This window comes from Pseudodesulfovibrio sp. (assembly GCF_028692895.1).
In the GTDB taxonomy this organism is placed as follows: Bacteria; Desulfobacterota; Desulfovibrionia; order Desulfovibrionales; family Desulfovibrionaceae; genus Pseudodesulfovibrio.
Genome location: NZ_JAQUWN010000004.1, coordinates 18,641 through 33,429, shown reverse-complemented (window position 1 = coordinate 33,429; position 14,789 = coordinate 18,641). Strand labels below are relative to the sequence as shown.

At 65.7% G+C, this 14,789-nt stretch carries 13 protein-coding genes; 3 read left to right on the top strand and 10 right to left on the bottom strand.

All coding sequences use genetic code 11. From position 1 onward, the window contains the following. Positions 1 to 2 precede the first annotated feature (2 nt). Genes dapB through uvrB form a run of 4 tightly spaced genes read right to left on the bottom strand, consistent with a single transcriptional unit; the run spans position 3 to position 5,922 of the window. Complete coding sequence (gene dapB / locus PHP91_RS01745) at positions 3 to 785, bottom strand: 4-hydroxy-tetrahydrodipicolinate reductase (protein ID WP_300135940.1); 783 nt, start codon at positions 783 to 785, stop codon at positions 3 to 5. Positions 786 to 813: 28 nt separating this feature from the next. Next, the gene (gene ligA, locus PHP91_RS01740; protein WP_300135938.1) at positions 814 to 2,844 is read right to left on the bottom strand and encodes an NAD-dependent DNA ligase LigA; all 2,031 of its coding nucleotides are present in this window, start codon (positions 2,842 to 2,844) and stop codon (positions 814 to 816) included. A gap of 18 nt (positions 2,845 to 2,862) precedes the next feature. Beyond that, positions 2,863 to 3,864 carry a TrkA family potassium uptake protein gene (locus PHP91_RS01735; RefSeq protein WP_300135936.1) on the bottom strand — a complete coding sequence of 334 codons (1,002 nt, stop codon included), beginning with the start codon at positions 3,862 to 3,864 and terminating at the stop codon, positions 2,863 to 2,865. 36 nt (positions 3,865 to 3,900) lie between these two features. Beyond that, positions 3,901 to 5,922 carry an excinuclease ABC subunit UvrB gene (gene uvrB, locus PHP91_RS01730; protein WP_300135934.1) on the bottom strand — a complete coding sequence of 674 codons (2,022 nt, stop codon included), beginning with the start codon at positions 5,920 to 5,922 and terminating at the stop codon, positions 3,901 to 3,903. Positions 5,923 to 6,005: 83 nt separating this feature from the next. On the opposite strand from uvrB, the gene PHP91_RS01725 reads away from it, so the two are divergent. Beyond that, a complete protein-coding gene (locus PHP91_RS01725) occupies positions 6,006 to 6,473 on the top strand; it encodes a hypothetical protein (protein WP_300135932.1) in 468 nt (155 codons plus the stop codon). A 6-nt stretch (positions 6,474 to 6,479) separates the two neighbouring features. Here PHP91_RS01725 and aat read toward each other — a convergent pair whose 3' ends face one another. From aat to PHP91_RS01705, 4 genes are all read right to left on the bottom strand, one after another. Then, the gene (aat, locus tag PHP91_RS01720) at positions 6,480 to 7,169 is read right to left on the bottom strand and encodes a leucyl/phenylalanyl-tRNA--protein transferase (protein ID WP_300135930.1); all 690 of its coding nucleotides are present in this window, start codon (positions 7,167 to 7,169) and stop codon (positions 6,480 to 6,482) included. A 61-nt stretch (positions 7,170 to 7,230) separates the two neighbouring features. Then, the gene (gene clpA / locus PHP91_RS01715) at positions 7,231 to 9,546 is read right to left on the bottom strand and encodes an ATP-dependent Clp protease ATP-binding subunit ClpA (RefSeq protein WP_300136128.1); all 2,316 of its coding nucleotides are present in this window, start codon (positions 9,544 to 9,546) and stop codon (positions 7,231 to 7,233) included. 9 nt (positions 9,547 to 9,555) lie between these two features. Further along, complete coding sequence (gene clpS, locus PHP91_RS01710; RefSeq protein ID WP_300135928.1) at positions 9,556 to 9,870, bottom strand: ATP-dependent Clp protease adapter ClpS; 315 nt, start codon at positions 9,868 to 9,870, stop codon at positions 9,556 to 9,558. Between the two features lie 81 nt (positions 9,871 to 9,951). Beyond that, positions 9,952 to 10,548, bottom strand: a complete 597-nt coding sequence (locus PHP91_RS01705) for a class IV adenylate cyclase (protein ID WP_300135926.1) — start codon at positions 10,546 to 10,548, stop codon at positions 9,952 to 9,954. Between the two features lie 46 nt (positions 10,549 to 10,594). On the opposite strand from PHP91_RS01705, the gene crcB reads away from it, so the two are divergent. Together crcB and PHP91_RS01695 are read left to right on the top strand one after the other, a co-directional pair. Continuing rightward, on the top strand, positions 10,595 to 10,972 hold the full coding sequence (gene crcB / locus PHP91_RS01700; RefSeq protein WP_300135924.1) for a fluoride efflux transporter CrcB: 378 nt from the start codon (positions 10,595 to 10,597) through the stop codon (positions 10,970 to 10,972). Positions 10,973 to 11,008: 36 nt separating this feature from the next. Then, positions 11,009 to 11,347 (top strand): DUF190 domain-containing protein, encoded by a 339-nt coding sequence (locus PHP91_RS01695; protein WP_300135922.1) that lies wholly within the window; start codon positions 11,009 to 11,011, stop codon positions 11,345 to 11,347. Between the two features lie 6 nt (positions 11,348 to 11,353). Here the strand turns inward: PHP91_RS01695 and PHP91_RS01690 are convergent, their stop codons facing one another. After that, positions 11,354 to 12,418, bottom strand: coding sequence for a chemotaxis response regulator protein-glutamate methylesterase (locus PHP91_RS01690; protein ID WP_300135920.1), 1,065 nt, complete (start codon positions 12,416 to 12,418; stop codon positions 11,354 to 11,356). Positions 12,419 to 12,440: 22 nt separating this feature from the next. After that, the gene (locus tag PHP91_RS01685; RefSeq protein WP_300135918.1) at positions 12,441 to 14,696 is read right to left on the bottom strand and encodes a chemotaxis protein CheA; all 2,256 of its coding nucleotides are present in this window, start codon (positions 14,694 to 14,696) and stop codon (positions 12,441 to 12,443) included. Between the last annotated feature and the right edge of the window lie 93 nt (positions 14,697 to 14,789).

Sequence of the window (14,789 nt, the reverse complement as noted above, 5' to 3'; positions counted from 1 at the left end):
GCCTAGAAGATGTCGGCCATGTTGTAGAGCTTGCCGGGCCGCTGCGCCGAGAGCCACTTGGCCGCGCGCAGGGCGCCCGCGGCGAAGGTCTCGCGGGAGTGCGCCCGGTGGGTGACCTCGATGCGCTCGCCGGGGCCAAAAAAGTACATGGTGTGCTCGCCGACCACGTCGCCGCCGCGCAGGGTCTGCACGCCGATCTCGTTGCGCGGCCGCTCGCCGATGATGCCGTCGCGGCAATGCTTCTTGACGTCGTCATACTCCCAGCCGCGCGCCTCGGCCAGGCACTGGGCCAGCTTGAGGGCCGTGCCGCTGGGCGAGTCCTTTTTCATGCGGTGGTGAGTTTCGACGATCTCCATGTCGTAGGCCGGGCCCAGGGCCTGGACCAGGGAGGGCAGGATCTTGAGCAGCACGTTGATGCCGACCGACATGTTGGGGGCCCAGAACAGCGGAACCTTCTTGGCGAACTCCGCCAGTTTCGCCTGCTGGTCCTTGTCCAGGCCGGTGGTGCCGATCACGGCCGGGTTGCCGAACGCGGCGGCCTTCTCGGCCATGGCCAGGGAGGACTCGGGAGCGGTGAAATCGACGATGACCGCGCCCGGCACCTGGGGCAGCAAATCCTCCAGGCAGTCCGAGGCCTGGCAGCCGTCGTAGCTCAGCCCGCCCGCATTGCCTTTGCGCTCGCAGACGCCGACGAGATTCAGCTCGTCGTCGCCCAGGGCCATATTGACCAGCATGTTGCCCATGCGCCCCTTCGCGCCCAGAATGACGATGTCGGTGGTAGCCATACCGCTCTCCTTGTAGCAGGTTGAAAATTTATTCGGATTCATGGAGTAATTCCATGAACCGCTCGAAGTCAATAATTTCAAGGCCGAGCTTCTGGGCCTTGGCCACCTTGGACCCGGCCTTCTCCCCGGCCACCACGTAGTCCACCTTCTTGGAGATGGCCTTGGCCGAGGTCCCGCCCCGCGCCTCCACCAGGGCCTCGGCCTCGGTGCGGCTCATGTCCGGCAGGCTCCCGGTAAAGATGAACACCTTGCCCGCAAGCGGCGCGTCCTCCGTGGCCTCGGCCAAAGCCGACGGCCCGCCCGTGGGCCAGAAGCCCACCTCCCGGAACCGCTCGATGAGCGTCAGGGCGTCCTCGCTCTCGAAGAAGAAATGGATGCTCTCGGCCACGATGGGCCCCACGTCCTCCAGCGCCTGGAGTTCCTCGCGCGTGGCCTCGCCCAGGGCCTCCAGGTCCGCATAGTGCGCGGCCAGGGTCCGGGCCGTCTGCTCGCCCACGTGGCGGATGCCCAGCCCCGCGATGAGCCGCCACAGCGGGGCCTCCTCCCTGGCCTTGGCGATGGCCGCCAGGAAGTTCTCGGCCGACTTGTCGCCCATGCCCTCGTACCTGAGCAGAGCGGTCTTCTCCAGGGTGAAGAGGTCGGCTGAGGTTTCGAGCACGCCGTCCCTCGCCAGCCGCTCCACCCACCTGCGGCCCACGCCCTCCATGTCGAGCCCGGCCTTGGACACGAAATGGATGATCCGCTGCACGGTCTTGGCCGGGCAGGTCTCGTTGGCGCAGCGCACGGCCTCGCCGTCCTCGCGGGCCTGGCTGCCGCAGACCGGGCAGGTGTCCGGAAACACGTAGGGTTCGGCGTCCGCCGGGCGCGCGTCCAGGTCCACGGAAAGGACCTGGGGGATGACGTCCCCGGCCCGCTGGACCAGCACGGTGTCGCCCACGCGCAGGTCGTGCTCCTCGATGTACCCCTTGTTGTGCAGGGTGGCGTTGGAGACGATCACGCCCGCCAGGGGCACGGGGGCCAGTTCGGCCACCGGGGTGAGCACGCCGGTGCGGCCCACCTGGATGCGGATGGCGTCGAGCCGGGTGCGGGCCTGCATGGCCGGGAACTTGAGGGCCAGGGCCCAGCGCGGGGCGCGGGCCGTGAAGCCCAGGGCGCGCTGCATCTCCAGGCTGTTCACCTTGGCGACCACGCCGTCGATCTCGAAGGGCAGCGACTCCCGCCGCTCGCCCAGCTCGCGGAAATAGGCGGCCACCGCGTCGGCCGAGCCGCAGAGCCGGGCCTCGGGAGCCACGGCGAAACCGAGCCCCTTCAAGCCCTCCATGGCCTCCCGCTGGGTGGTCCAGGCGAAAAGCGGCTGGTCCCACTCCACCCGGCCGAGGCCGTAGCCCATGAAACGCAGGGGCCGGGAGGCGGCCACCCTGGGATCGAGCTGGCGGATGGACCCGGCGGCCGCGTTGCGCGGGTTGGCGAAGACCTTTTCCCCGGCCTCGCGCTGCCGCTCGTTGAGGGCGGCGAAATCCCGATTCGAGATGATGACCTCGCCCCGGACCTCCAGCAGCCGGGGGACCGAGCCGCCGCGCAGGGTCAGCGGCAGGTTCATGACCGTGCGCATGTTTCCGGTCACGTCCTCGCCCACCAGGCCGTCGCCGCGCGTGGCCGCGCGCACGAACCGGCCCCGCTCGTAAATGACTTCCAAGGCCAGACCGTCCATCTTGGGATCGGCCCAGTACTCGGCTCCGTCCGTGCCCAGCCCCTTGGCCACGCGCTCGGTGAAGGCGTACCAGGCGTCCAGGTCCATGGCGTTGTCCAGGCTGTACATGCGCTCGGCATGTTCGTAGGGCGAGAACCCGGCGGCGGGCTCCCCGCCCACCCGGCGGGTGGGCGAGTTGGGGTCGTCCAGCTCGGGATGCTCGCGCTCCAGGGCCTGCAACTCGCGGAAGAGGTTGTCGTACTCCTCGTCGGAGATGACCGGGTCGTCGAGGACGTAGTAACGGTGGTTGTGGTATTCCAGGTCCGCGCGCAGCTTGGCCGCGCGCTCCCGGATCTCGCGGGAAATCATCTGTTTTTTCGGGCTCCGCTAGAGGATCGCCTTGATCTCGTGCAGGTTCTTCTGGCTGCCGACGGCCAGGAGCGTGTCGTTGGCCATGATGACCTGCTTGGGGCCAGGGTTGAAGACCATCTCCCCGGACTCCTTTTTGATGGCGATGATGATCAGGTTGAAACGCGGCCGGATCTGGGACTGGACAAGGTCCTTGTTCACCAGCTCCGAGCCGGAGGTGACCACGAGCTCCTCCATCTGGAGGTCGATGCCGCCGCGCATGGCCAGCTCGATGAAGTTGGTCACGGTGGGCCGCAACACGTTCTGGGCCATGCGCAGGCCGCCGATGAAGTGCGGAAGCACCACGCGGTTGGCCCCGGCCAGCTCCAGCCGGGCGATGTGGGAGACCTCGCCCGCGCGGGCGATGATGTTGATGTCGGGGTTGAGCTGGCGGGCGGTCAGGGTGACATAGACGTTGGCCGCCTCGCTGGTCAGGGCGGAGACCAGGGACCGGGCGTGCAGCAGTCCGGCGCTGAGGAGCACGCCGTCGCTGGTGGCGTCGCCCTCGATGCACAGGATGCCGTCCTGCTCCATCTTGTCGATGAGTTCCGGCGTCTGCTCGAGGACGACGACGTCGTGTCCTTCCTTGAGCATTTCCTGGACCACGATGGAACCGATGCGCCCGTAGCCGCAGACGATGAAATGATTTCTCAGCTTGCCGATCTCTTTCATCATTTTATGCTTACCCCACATGATTTGCAGACGTCCGTCGATCAGGAGCTGGGCGAACGCGCCCGCGATGTACACGAAGCCGCCCACGCCGCCCATGATAAGGAAGGCGGTGAACATGCGCCCCGTGTTGGAAAGCTCGTTGACCTCCATGTAGCCGACGGTGGAAAGGGTGATGACCACCATGTAGAAGGAGCTCGGGAAGTCCCACTCCTCGAAGACCATGTAATATCCGATGCCGATGAGGAAAACGAGGATGAGATACATCCCGCCCAGGGCGAGACTCCAGAAGGAGCCCATCCTGGCCTTCATCCGCAACATTCTCCGGTGAAAGGAAGTCTTCATAACCTACCCCAGTTCCAGCAGCCGTTCCCTGAGCAGGGCCACGCGGTCCCTCAGTTCCGCGGCCCGCTCGAATTCCAGTTCCTTGGCGGCCCCCCGCATCTCCCGCTCCAGCCGGTTCACGGCCTTGCGCAGGGCCTTCGGGTCCGCGCCGAAATCATCCCCGTCCCCGGCTTCCCCGGCGGTCCGGCCCGTTCCACCGTGCGCCCCGCCGCGCGTCGATCCGGTTCCGGACGAGCCGAAGAGATCGTCCACCTTCTTGCGGATGGTGGTCGGGACGATGCCGTGCTCCTCGTTGTAGGCGAGCTGGCGCTCCCGACGCCGGGCGGTCTCCTCCATGGCCTCCGCCATGGACGGGGTCACCCCGTCCGCGTACATGACCACGCGCGCTCCCGCGTTGCGGGCCGCCCGGCCGAAGGTCTGGATCAGCGACCGCGCTGACCGGAGGAACCCCTCCTTGTCCGCGTCCAGGATCGCCACCAGGGAGACCTCCGGAATGTCCAGCCCCTCCCGCAGGAGGTTGATGCCCACCAGAACCACGAACTCGCCCTCGCGCAGCGCCCGGATGATGGCCATGCGCTCCAGGGTGTCGATGTCCGAGTGCAGGTAGCGCGACGGCACCCCCATCGAGTTGAAATAATCGTTCAGGTCCTCGGCCATGCGCTTGGTCAGCGTGGTGACCAGAACCCGCTCGTCCCTCGATTGCCTCTTTTTGCATTCCGCGAGCAAATCGTCAATCTGTCCCTGTACTTTTCGGACCTCAACCTCCGGGTCCACCAGGCCGGTGGGCCGGATGATCTGCTCCACCACCACGCCCTGGGCCAGGTCCATCTCCAGCTTCCCCGGCGTGGCCGAGACATAGACGGCCTGGTGGACGCGCCCCTGGAACTCGTCGTAGCTGAGCGGCCGGTTGTCCAGGGCGGACGGCAGCCGGAAGCCGAAGTCCACCAGGGTGGTCTTGCGCGAGCGGTCGCCGTTGAACATGCCGCCCACCTGGGGCAGCGCGATGTGCGACTCGTCCACAAAGAGCAGGAAATCGTCCGGGAAGTAGTCCAGGAGCGTGGCCGGGGGCTGCCCCGCCACGCGGCCGTCCAGATGCCTGGAATAGTTCTCGATGCCGTTGCAGTAGCCCAGCTCCTCGATAATCTCCAGGTCGTACATGGTCCGCTGCTCCAGCCGCTGGGCCTCCACCAGCCTGTTCGCCGACTTGAGGGCGGCGAGCCGCTCCTGGAGCTCGGTGCGGATGGCGTCCACGGCCCGCTCCAGGTTGTCGCGGTCGGACACGAAGTGGCTGCCGGGGTAGATGACGGTCTTGCGCAGCCGGTCCCTGACCTCGCCGGTGAGCGGGTCGGTCTCGGACAGCGAATCGATCTCGTCGCCGAAAAACTCGATTCGCAGGGCCTGCTCGCGGCTGTATGCCGGGATGATTTCCACCACGTCGCCGCGCACGCGGAAGGTGCCGCGATGGAAGTCGTAGTCGTTGCGCTCGTAGTGGATCTCCACTAGGCGCGAGAGCAGGTGGTCCATGGACATGGCCTGGCCCTCCTCCACCGGGATCACCATCTTGGCGTAGAATTCCGGCGAGCCCAGGCCGTAGATGCAGGAGACCGAGGCCACGATGAGCACGTCGTGGCGGGTCAGCAGCGCGTGGGTGGCGGCGTGGCGGAGCTTGTCGATGTCGTCGTTGATGGACGAATCCTTCTCGATGTAGACGTCCGAGTGCGGGAGGTAGGCTTCCGGCTGATAGTAGTCGTAATAACTGACGAAATATTCGACGGCATTGTCCGGGAAGAGGCCCCGGAACTCGGTATAGAGCTGGGCGGCCAGGGTCTTGTTGGGCGCGAGCACCAGGGCCGGGCGGTTGAGCGCGGCCACCACGTTGGCCATGGTGAAGGTCTTGCCCGTGCCCGTTGCGCCCAGGAGCACCTGATCGCGCACGCCCGCGCCGATGCCCGCCACAAGTTGGGCGATGGCCTCGGGCTGGTCTCCCCTCGGGACGTATTCACTGACCAGTTTGAAATCAGGCATTCGGCGGCGAGCCCCCTTGAGATGCTCCGATAAAGGACGTATGATTGTTTTGACACAACAAAACGGCCCGATGGAGGTAGCGCATGGACATCGACATCACCCGGGCGGCGACGACCCCGCCGACCCCCTACGCCAACACCCTCTCCATGGTCATCCGCAGCTTCAAGGGACGCCGTGACGTGGAAGTCCACCTGTTCCGGGCCTCCTGGACGCCCGAGGACGAGCGGGCCCAGGACTGGGACGCCCTCATCACGCCTCCTTCCGCCCCGGACGACCCGAGCCGCCGGGTGGTCATGGAAGCCTTCTCCGACGTCGAGCGGGACCGATTGGCAAACTACCTGAAAGAACAGTATTCCACAAGGCTTACGGCCATCCGGTCCGTGCCCCTCGCCTTTCCCGTCCCGGCCGGGATGGCCGGGCTCTCCCAAGCCCAGCCCGACAAGGACATCGGGTTCATCGAGTTCGCGAAGATCCCGAGCTATCCGCTGGACATCCCGCTGCGCGGCCTCTACGACCTGAGCCGCCACCTGCCCCTGGTGGAAGAAGAATAGCGCCGCTCACGGCTCGTCGAAGCGCCACAGCCCTGCCCGGGTGGACGCGTCCATGGCCTCGCGCAGGGCCGCCAGGAAGCGGAACCGCTGCATCTCCCGCGCGCCGAACCGGAGCAGGTGGTTCGTGGTCTGCTGGCAGTCAATGAGCGTGAAGCCCCAGCGGCCGAGCTGGCCGACCAGCCGGGCGAAGGCCGCCTTGGAGGCGTCCGGCTCCCGGTGAAACATGGATTCGCCGAAGAAGGCCGTGCCCAGAGAGAGGCCGTAGAGCCCGCCCGCCAGTTCGCCGTCCCGCCACGCCTCCACGCTGTGGGCATAACCCAGCCGGTGCAGCAGCGTATACGCCTCCACCATATCCTCCACCAGCCAGGTGCCGTCCTGGCCGGGCCTCGGCGCGTCGGCGCAGGCCCGGATCACCTTCGGGAAGGCCGTATCCAGGGTGAAGGAGAAGGTCCCCCGGTTGAGGACCCGGCGCAGGCTGCGCGGCAGGTGGAACTCGCGGGGCAGCAGGACCAGCCGGGGGTTGGTGGACCACCACAGGATAGGCGAGTCCTCGCCGTACCAGGGAAAGATGCCGCTGGCATAGGCCGTGAGCAGCCGCTGCGGGCTCAGGTCGCCTCCCACGGCCAACAGGCCGTCCGGGTCCGCCTCTTCCGGGTCCGGAAAGACGGGTTCCTCGAAGAGCCGGTAAATGGTCATGGCCCCACCCGAAACGAAAGGGGCGGCCGAAGCCGCCCCGTCTTTATCTTCGATTGCGAGCTCACTGCTTCGGCCCGACGGCGTCGAAGGCGAAGGCGAACTCGCCGGGAGCGTCGGCCGCCTTCTTCTTGCCGCCCTTCTTCGGCTTCGCGGCCAGGTCCACGGTGACCACGCCGCCCTTTGCCAACCGGCCGAAGAGCAACTCGTCCGCGATCATGTCCTTGATCTCGGACTGGATGACGCGGGCCATGGGACGCGCGCCCATGGCCGGGTCGTAGCCCATCTCGGCCAGCCGGGCGCGGGCAGCCTCGGTGAGCAGCACCGAGACGCGGCGGTCCTCCAACTGGTCGTTGAGCTCCTTGATGAACTTGTCCACGATCTGTTCCATGACCGGCTGGCCCAGGGCCTTGAAGGCGACCACGGCGTCGAGCCGGTTGCGGAACTCGGGGCTGAAGAGCTTTTCCAGGGCCTTCATGGCGTCTCCCTGGCGGTCGGACGCCTCGTCGCGCTTGAAGCCGATGGCCCCCTTGGCCATCTCGCGCGCGCCCGCATTGGAGGTCATGAGCAGGATGACGTGGCGGAAGTCCGCCTTGCGGCCGTTGTTGTCGGTCAGCGTGGCGTAGTCCATGACCTGGAGCAGGATGTTGAACACGTCCGGGTGGGCCTTCTCGATCTCGTCGAAGAGGACAACGCAGTGCGGCTTCTTGCGCACGCCTTCGGTGAGCAGGCCGCCCTGGTCGAAGCCCACGTAGCCCGGAGGCGCGCCGATGAGCCGGGCCACGGCGTGCTTCTCCATGTATTCGCTCATGTCGAAACGCAGGAAGCCGATGCCCAGGACCTGGGCCAGTTGGCGGGCCAGTTCGGTCTTGCCCACGCCGGTGGGGCCGGTGAGCAGGAAGCTGCCCACGGGACGGCCCGGCTGGCGCATTCCCGCGCGGGAGCGCTTGATGGACTTGGCAAGCGCCTTGACCGCCTCGTCCTGGCCGAAGACCACGCCGGACAACTCGTCCTCCAGGTGCTGGAGCCGGGCGCGGTCGGACACGGTCAGGCGGCGGGCCGGGATGCGGGCCATGCGGGCCACGACCTTCTCGATGTCCTCCACCTTGATCCGGTCGCCCTTGCGCGTGCGGCCGGAGAGCTTGTAGAGCGCCCCGGCCTCGTCCATGACGTCGATGGCCTTGTCGGGCAGGAAGCGGTCGGTGATATGCCTGTCAGAGAGCTCGGCCGCGGCCTTGAGCGCGAAGTGGGTGTAGTTAACACCATGAAATTCCTCGTAATGTGGCTTGAGGCCCTTGAGGATGGCCACGGTCTCGTCCACGGTGGGCTCGCTGATCTCGATCTTCTGGAACCGGCGCGACAGGGCGCGGTCCTTCTCGAAATGATTCTTGTACTCCTCGTAGGTGGTGGAGCCGATGCACCGGATTTCGCCGGACTGGAGCATGGGCTTAAGGATGTTGGAGGCGTCCATGGAGCCCCCGCTCACCGAGCCCGCGCCCACGATGGTGTGAATCTCGTCCACGAAGAGGATGGCGTCCTTTTTCTTCTTCAGGTCGGCCAGCACGCCCTTGAGCCGCGCCTCGAAATCGCCCCGGTACTTGGTGCCCGCCAGCAGCGAGCCCATGTCCAGACCGTAGATCTCGGCGTTGAGGAACTCCTTGGGCACGTTGCCCTCCACCACGCGCAGGGCCAGCCCCTCGGCCATGGCCGTCTTGCCGACGCCGGGGTCGCCCACGAAGATGGGGTTGTTCTTGCGCCGGCGCGAGAGGACCTGCACGGTGCGGTCCAGCTCCGACTCGCGGCCGATGAGCGGGTCGATGAACCCCTGGGCCGCGCGGTCGGTCAGGTTGACCGTGAACTCCTCCAGCGGGCTCTTCTTGCCGCCGCCAGGCCGCTCCTCCAGCGGAGAGGGACGGGACGGCTCGTCGCCCGCGTCGCCCCAGTCCTCGCGGGCGGACATGCCGTGAGAGATGAACTCCAGCACGTCCAGCCGGGAGACGTCGTGGGTGCGCAGGAAATAGACCGCGTAGGAGTCCTCCTCATCGAACATGGCGGCCAGGACGTCGCCGACCTCGACGGTCTCCTTGCCCGCCGCCTTCTTCTGCCACACGGCGCGCTGGAGCACGCGGCGCACGCCCAGGGTCTGGATGACCTCGGTTTCCGTGCCCTCGGGCAGCGACTCCATGTTCTCGACAAAGAAGCGGCCGAGCTGGTCGCGCAATTTTTCCAGTTCGGCGCCGCAGGCTTCGAGAATCTCCTCGCCCTGCTCCTCGCCGGTGATGGCGTACAGGAGGTGCTCCAGCGTCAGGAACTCGTGGTTCCGCCGCTTCACCTCGTTGACCGCGGAGGTCAACGCGCTTTCCAATTCCTTGCTGAGCATCGTCATCTGCTACTCACCTTCCATGCTGCACTTGAGGGGGTAACCCGCGCTCTTGGCCAGCTTATGCACCAGGTCGACCTTGGTTTCGGCCACCTCGGCCGTGTACACCCCGCACACGCCGAAGCCCTGGTTGTGCACGGACAACATGATCGCCGTGGCCTGCGCCTCGTTCTTGCGAAAGACGCGGATCAGAATCTCCACGACGAAATCCATGGTCGTGTAATCGTCGTTATGCAGAAGGACCTTGTATTTCTTCGGCTCCTTGACCTGATGCTGGTCGAGCAGTTCGAAATCCGGCCGGTCCCCGGTAAAAGGATTGTCCATGGGTGTTTCTCTCCAACGATCCTCTGGTTTTGCTTAAGTCACAATATAAATTCGTTTTGCGGGCCTGTCGAGTCCGGAATGTCATTCTCCGCCGATTTCCGCGAGCAGCGCGCGCTTTTCGTCGGGCGTGAAGACAAAGCTCTCCTCCGGATAGAGATCCTTGAGACGCCGGTGCTCCAGGTTGAGTTCGCGGTAGGTCTGCCGCGAAGTGGGCTGCTCGTCCAGGCCCAGGGCCTCGGCGCAGCGGAAGACCGACCACTTGCTCCCCTCGATCTCCACAAAATCACCGAAGGGCAGACGGTCCAGGCAGACGGTGCACTGCATGAATTTCCAGCATTCCCGCACCTTTTCATAGGAAAATGCCTCGTGGAAACCGACGATGCGCAGGGCCTCGCGCACCGCGTCGAAGTTCTCCACGCCGGATTCGATCTCCTCGAATATCTTGAGGGTGGACAGAGTCTCGTGGTCGGGCGGCCGCTTCACCGTAAGGGTGGCCTCGCCCCCGAAGTCGCGTAGCCTAAGCAGCACGCCCGCCTTCTTCAGCGAGCGGTCGGGATGGTCGAAGACGATGTTGGTCTCGAAGCGGGCGGGCGCCCCCTCGGCCCCGCTTTCCGCCAAGCGCAGACGCAGCGCGTCCAGATCCACGTCCAAATATTTCAATTCGCACTCAAGAGACATTGGCAATCGCTCCTCGGCTTGTTATGACGGCCACGGGTAACATGAGATGTTGACAAAATGTATCTACCTATCCCTTGGCGGCGCGGCGGGTACCCTGTCGCGCTACTGGCTTTCCGGTGCGGTGCAGCGCCTGACCGGAACCGCCTTCCCTTTCGGCACCTTGGCAGTAAACCTGCTCGGCTGCTTGCTCTTCGGGGCGGTGTGGGGATTCTTCGAGAATCGGCTGCTGCCGGGAAGCGGCGTCCGCCTGCTGGTTCTCACCGGGTTCATGGGGGCCTTCACCACCTTCTCCACCTACATGTTCGAGACTGCCGAACTGGTCAAATTCAGCCAGCTCGCCATGGCGCTCGCGAACGTGGTGGGGCAAAGCCTGGCGGGGCTGACCCTGGTCCTGTGCGGCATCGCTCTGGGCAGGTTGATCTAATCCCCCTTGGCGTGCAACCACTTTTCTGGAGGGATCATGAAACTCTTGGAAAAAGCCGAACGAATCAGGATATATACCGGTGAAGACGACAAGTTCGAGGGCCGCCCGATGGCCGACGCCATCGTGGAGAAGGCGCGCGCCCTGGGCCTGGCCGGAGCCACCGTGTTCCGGGGGCTCATCGGCTTCGGGGCCAACAGCCTGATCCGCACCAGCCGCATCCTGCGCCTGTCCGAGGACCTGCCCGTGGTCATCGAGATTGTCGACCACCCGGACCGGCTCGCCCCCCTGCTCGAAGCCATCGACGGCATGATGCGCGAAGGCATGATTACCCGCGAGCCGGTGGACGTCATCGCCTACCGGCACAACGCCAAGTAGCTTCGGCTACCTGCAGGTGCGGACGATCTCCCCGGCGATCTGGGTCAGGGCCATGACCTTGTGCACGCCGCCCGCCTTGATCGCTTCCTGGGGCATGCCGAAGACCACGCAACTCGCCTCGTCCTGGGCGATGGTGTAGGCCCCGGCGTCGAAGAGCTCCTTCATTCCCTTGGCCCCGTCGTCGCCCATGCCGGTCATGATGGCGGCCACCACGTTGGCTCCGCCGTACCGCGCGCCGGAGCGGAAGAGCACGTCCACGGACGGACGGTGGCGTGAAACCAGCGGCCCCTCCTTGATCTCCACGAAATAACGCGCCCCGCTGCGCTTGAGCAGCATGTGCTTGTCGCCGGGAGCGATGAGCGCCTGACCGCGCAGCATGGGGTCGCCGTCCTTGGCCTCCTTGACCGTGATTTCGCAGATGCCGTTCAGGCGGTTTGCGAAGGCGGCGGTGAAATGCTCGGGCATGTGCTGAACGATGGCCACGGGCGGACAGCCTGGGGGCAATTGCTCCAGGAAGACGCGCAGGGCCTCGGTGCCGCCGGTGGACGCGCCGACCAGGCAGACCTTTTCGGTGGTGGTCAGCGTCTGGGGCCGCCCCATGGGGATGACCACGTCGGCGTCCAGCTTGGGCCGGACCTTGATGGGCGTGGAAATGACGGGCTTGGGCCGGGCCATGGCCGCCGCGCGGATCTTGTCCACCAGCCGGATGCTGGATTCCTCCAGGAACTGCTTGGTCCCCACCTTTGGCTTGGTGATGATCTCCACCGCGCCGTATTCCAGGGCCTTGAGGGCGTTGGCCGTGCCCCGCTCGGCAACGGAGGAGCAGATGACCACCGGGATAGGGTGCTGTCTCATCAGCTTCTGCAGGAAGGTGAGGCCGTCCATGCGCGGCATCTCCAGGTCCAGCGTGATGACGTCCGGGACCTCGGTCTTGAGGCGTTCGGCGGCGACGTAGGGATCGGAGGCCGTCCCCATGACCTCGATCCCCGGGGCTGCGGAAAGGATGCTCTCCAGGGTTTGACGCACCACCGCCGAATCATCCACAATGAGAACCCGAATGTTGTTTCCCATGCTTTCACCCTGCAACGGTTGATTACCTGGATTCCGCAATGACCCGGCGGACCAGGCTCGGGATGTCGAGAATCAGCGCGATGGAGCCGTCGCCCTTGATGGTTGCGCCGGAAAGCCCTTCGACATCCTTGTAGACACGGCCCAGGCTCTTGATGACGGTCTGGTGCTCGCCGATGACGGTGTCAACCACAATGCCCACGCGGCTTCCCTCCACCCCGGTGATGACGATCTGCTCGATGGGCGGATTCTCGCCCTCGATGCCGAACCACTCCCGCAGGTGAATGTAGGGGACGATCTCGCCCCTGAGGTGCAGGATGCGCTGGTCGGAATCCTCCTCCACGTCCTTGCGCGAGAGCTCCACGCACTCCTCGACCAAGGAGAGGGGGATGACGTAGAAGCCGTCCTCCACCTTGACCTGGAGGCCGTCGATGATGGCCAGGGTCAGGGGGAGCCGGATGGTCAGGGTGGTCCCCTTGCCGGGCTTGCTGTCGATGTCGATGCTGCCGCGCAGCGAGTCGATGGCCCGCTTGACAACGTCCATGCCCACTCCCCGGCCCGAGACGTTGGTCACGGTCTTGGCCGTGGAGAATCCCGGCTCGAAGATGAGCTTGAGCAGCTCCTTTTCCGACATGTCGGAATCGCGGGTGATCATGCCGCGCTCGATGGCCTTCTCCCGGATCATTTCCGGGGCCATGCCCCGGCCGTCGTCCGTGATGCGGATGAGCACCTCGCCGCCGGAATGCTCGGCCGCGAGCATGATAAGCCCCTGGGGCGACTTTCCGGCGGCCTTGCGTTCCTCGGGCGTCTCGATGCCGTGGTCGATGCTGTTGCGCAGCAGGTGGACCAGCGGGTCGCCGAGGCGCTCGATGACGGTCTTGTCCAGCTCGGTGTCCTCGCCGCTGGTGGCCAGACTGATCTCCTTGCCCAGTTCGGCCGAGAGGTCGCGCACCAACCGCTTGAACTTGCTGAAGGAGGTGCCGATGGGCAACATGCGGATGCCCAGAGTTGAATCACGAAGCTCGTCGCTGAGACGCTCCAGCTCCTCGGCCAGGGCGGTCAGGGCCGGATCGGCCCGTTCGCTGACCACCTGGGTGATCTGCGCCTGGACGATGACCAGCTCGCCCACCAGGTCCACCAGGTAGTCGAGCTTGTCGGCCGCCACGCGGATGCTGGACAGGGCCTCCTGCTTCTTCCGGTGGGCGTCCCGCTCACGGGCCTGGGCCTGGATCTTGGCCGCCGACTCGATTTTCTCGGGCTCCACCTTGCCTTCATCCTTGAGAATCTGGCCGAGGGAACGCTGCTTCCTCAGCGCGTCGCGCACGTCATCCTCGGACACCGCGCCGCTCTTGACCAGGATCTCGCCCAGCCGGGGCGTCTCCTCGCCGAAATCCATCTCCTCGTGCAAGTCGTCCGCAGCCGCGCGGACTGGCGCAACCGGGGCCGCAGGCTTTTCGACAACGGGCGCGGAGGGCTCAGCCACCGCTTCCGGCGCGACCTCGTCGGACGCGTCACCGGGACCTTCCGGCTCCTCGCCTTCCTCCGAAACATTCACGCCAATATCGGCATCGGTGAAGAAAAACACGTCGTAGACCGCGTCCTTGTCCACGGAGCTCACCATGCGGACAGTCCAAGAGACGGGCTCCCCCTCCTGCGCGTCCCCGACGGGCGGCGTCACCTGCAACTCGCCCAGCTTGCCCAGTTCCGCCAACAAGCCGTCCAGGACGTCCGGGTCGATGTTCCGCGCCGACTTGGAACTCAGAACGATCCGATAGACATGCGGCGCTTCCGTTTCCCCTGTGGGAGACCCGCCGACCGGCTCCGCCGCGTCCCCGGATTCCGCCGCCTCCTGTTCGGCTCCGGCCGCGGACTCGGCGGCGGGCTCGTCCGCGCCCGCCCCGCCTCCGGCGACGTTGCGCAGCCCGGTCAGGATATCCTCCATCATCTCCGGGGCGACCACCTCGGAGCTGTCCGAAGCGTCGAGCATTTTCTTGATGTAGTCGCGGGACTTGAGGGCGAGGCTGCACAGCTCGGGGGTGACGGGCAGGTCGCCGTTGCGCACCATGTCGAATACCGACTCCACCTCGTGGGTGAACTCGGCTATGTCCTCAAAGCCGAACATGGAGCCCGACCCCTTGATGGTGTGCAGGGCCCGGAAGACCTGGTTGACCAGATCGATTTCCTCGGGCGACTGTTCGAGTTCGAGCAGCGCCGCCTCCAGTTCGGTCAGGAGATCGTAGGCTTCTTCCTTGAATATCTGCCGGTTGAGATCATCGGACATCCGTTTTGCTCCTGCAACTCGTCAAAATGGTCAGCATGAATTCGCTTGGCAATCAGCGCCGCCTATCTCCCGTTTGTCGCAGTATCGCAGAAA

Excerpts from the sequence above, each read along its gene's own strand:
- clpS (WP_300135928.1), bottom strand. The coding sequence starts at position 9,870 with ATGGACAATCCTTTTACCGGGGACCGGCCGGATTTCGAACTGCTCGAC.
- PHP91_RS01725 (WP_300135932.1), top strand. The coding sequence starts at position 6,006 with ATGGACATCGACATCACCCGGGCGGCGACGACCCCGCCGACCCCCTAC.
- dapB (WP_300135940.1), bottom strand. The coding sequence starts at position 785 with ATGGCTACCACCGACATCGTCATTCTGGGCGCGAAGGGGCGCATGGGC.
- PHP91_RS01705 (WP_300135926.1), bottom strand. The coding sequence starts at position 10,548 with ATGTCTCTTGAGTGCGAATTGAAATATTTGGACGTGGATCTGGACGCG.
- PHP91_RS01695 (WP_300135922.1), top strand. The coding sequence starts at position 11,009 with ATGAAACTCTTGGAAAAAGCCGAACGAATCAGGATATATACCGGTGAA.
- PHP91_RS01690 (WP_300135920.1), bottom strand. The coding sequence starts at position 12,418 with ATGGGAAACAACATTCGGGTTCTCATTGTGGATGATTCGGCGGTGGTG.
- PHP91_RS01685 (WP_300135918.1), bottom strand. The coding sequence starts at position 14,696 with ATGTCCGATGATCTCAACCGGCAGATATTCAAGGAAGAAGCCTACGAT.
- PHP91_RS01735 (WP_300135936.1), bottom strand. The coding sequence starts at position 3,864 with ATGAAGGCCAGGATGGGCTCCTTCTGGAGTCTCGCCCTGGGCGGGATG.
- uvrB (WP_300135934.1), bottom strand. The coding sequence starts at position 5,922 with ATGCCTGATTTCAAACTGGTCAGTGAATACGTCCCGAGGGGAGACCAG.
- crcB (WP_300135924.1), top strand. The coding sequence starts at position 10,595 with ATGTTGACAAAATGTATCTACCTATCCCTTGGCGGCGCGGCGGGTACC.
- ligA (WP_300135938.1), bottom strand. The coding sequence starts at position 2,844 with ATGATTTCCCGCGAGATCCGGGAGCGCGCGGCCAAGCTGCGCGCGGAC.
- clpA (WP_300136128.1), bottom strand. The coding sequence starts at position 9,546 with ATGCTCAGCAAGGAATTGGAAAGCGCGTTGACCTCCGCGGTCAACGAG.
- aat (WP_300135930.1), bottom strand. The coding sequence starts at position 7,169 with ATGACCATTTACCGGCTCTTCGAGGAACCCGTCTTTCCGGACCCGGAA.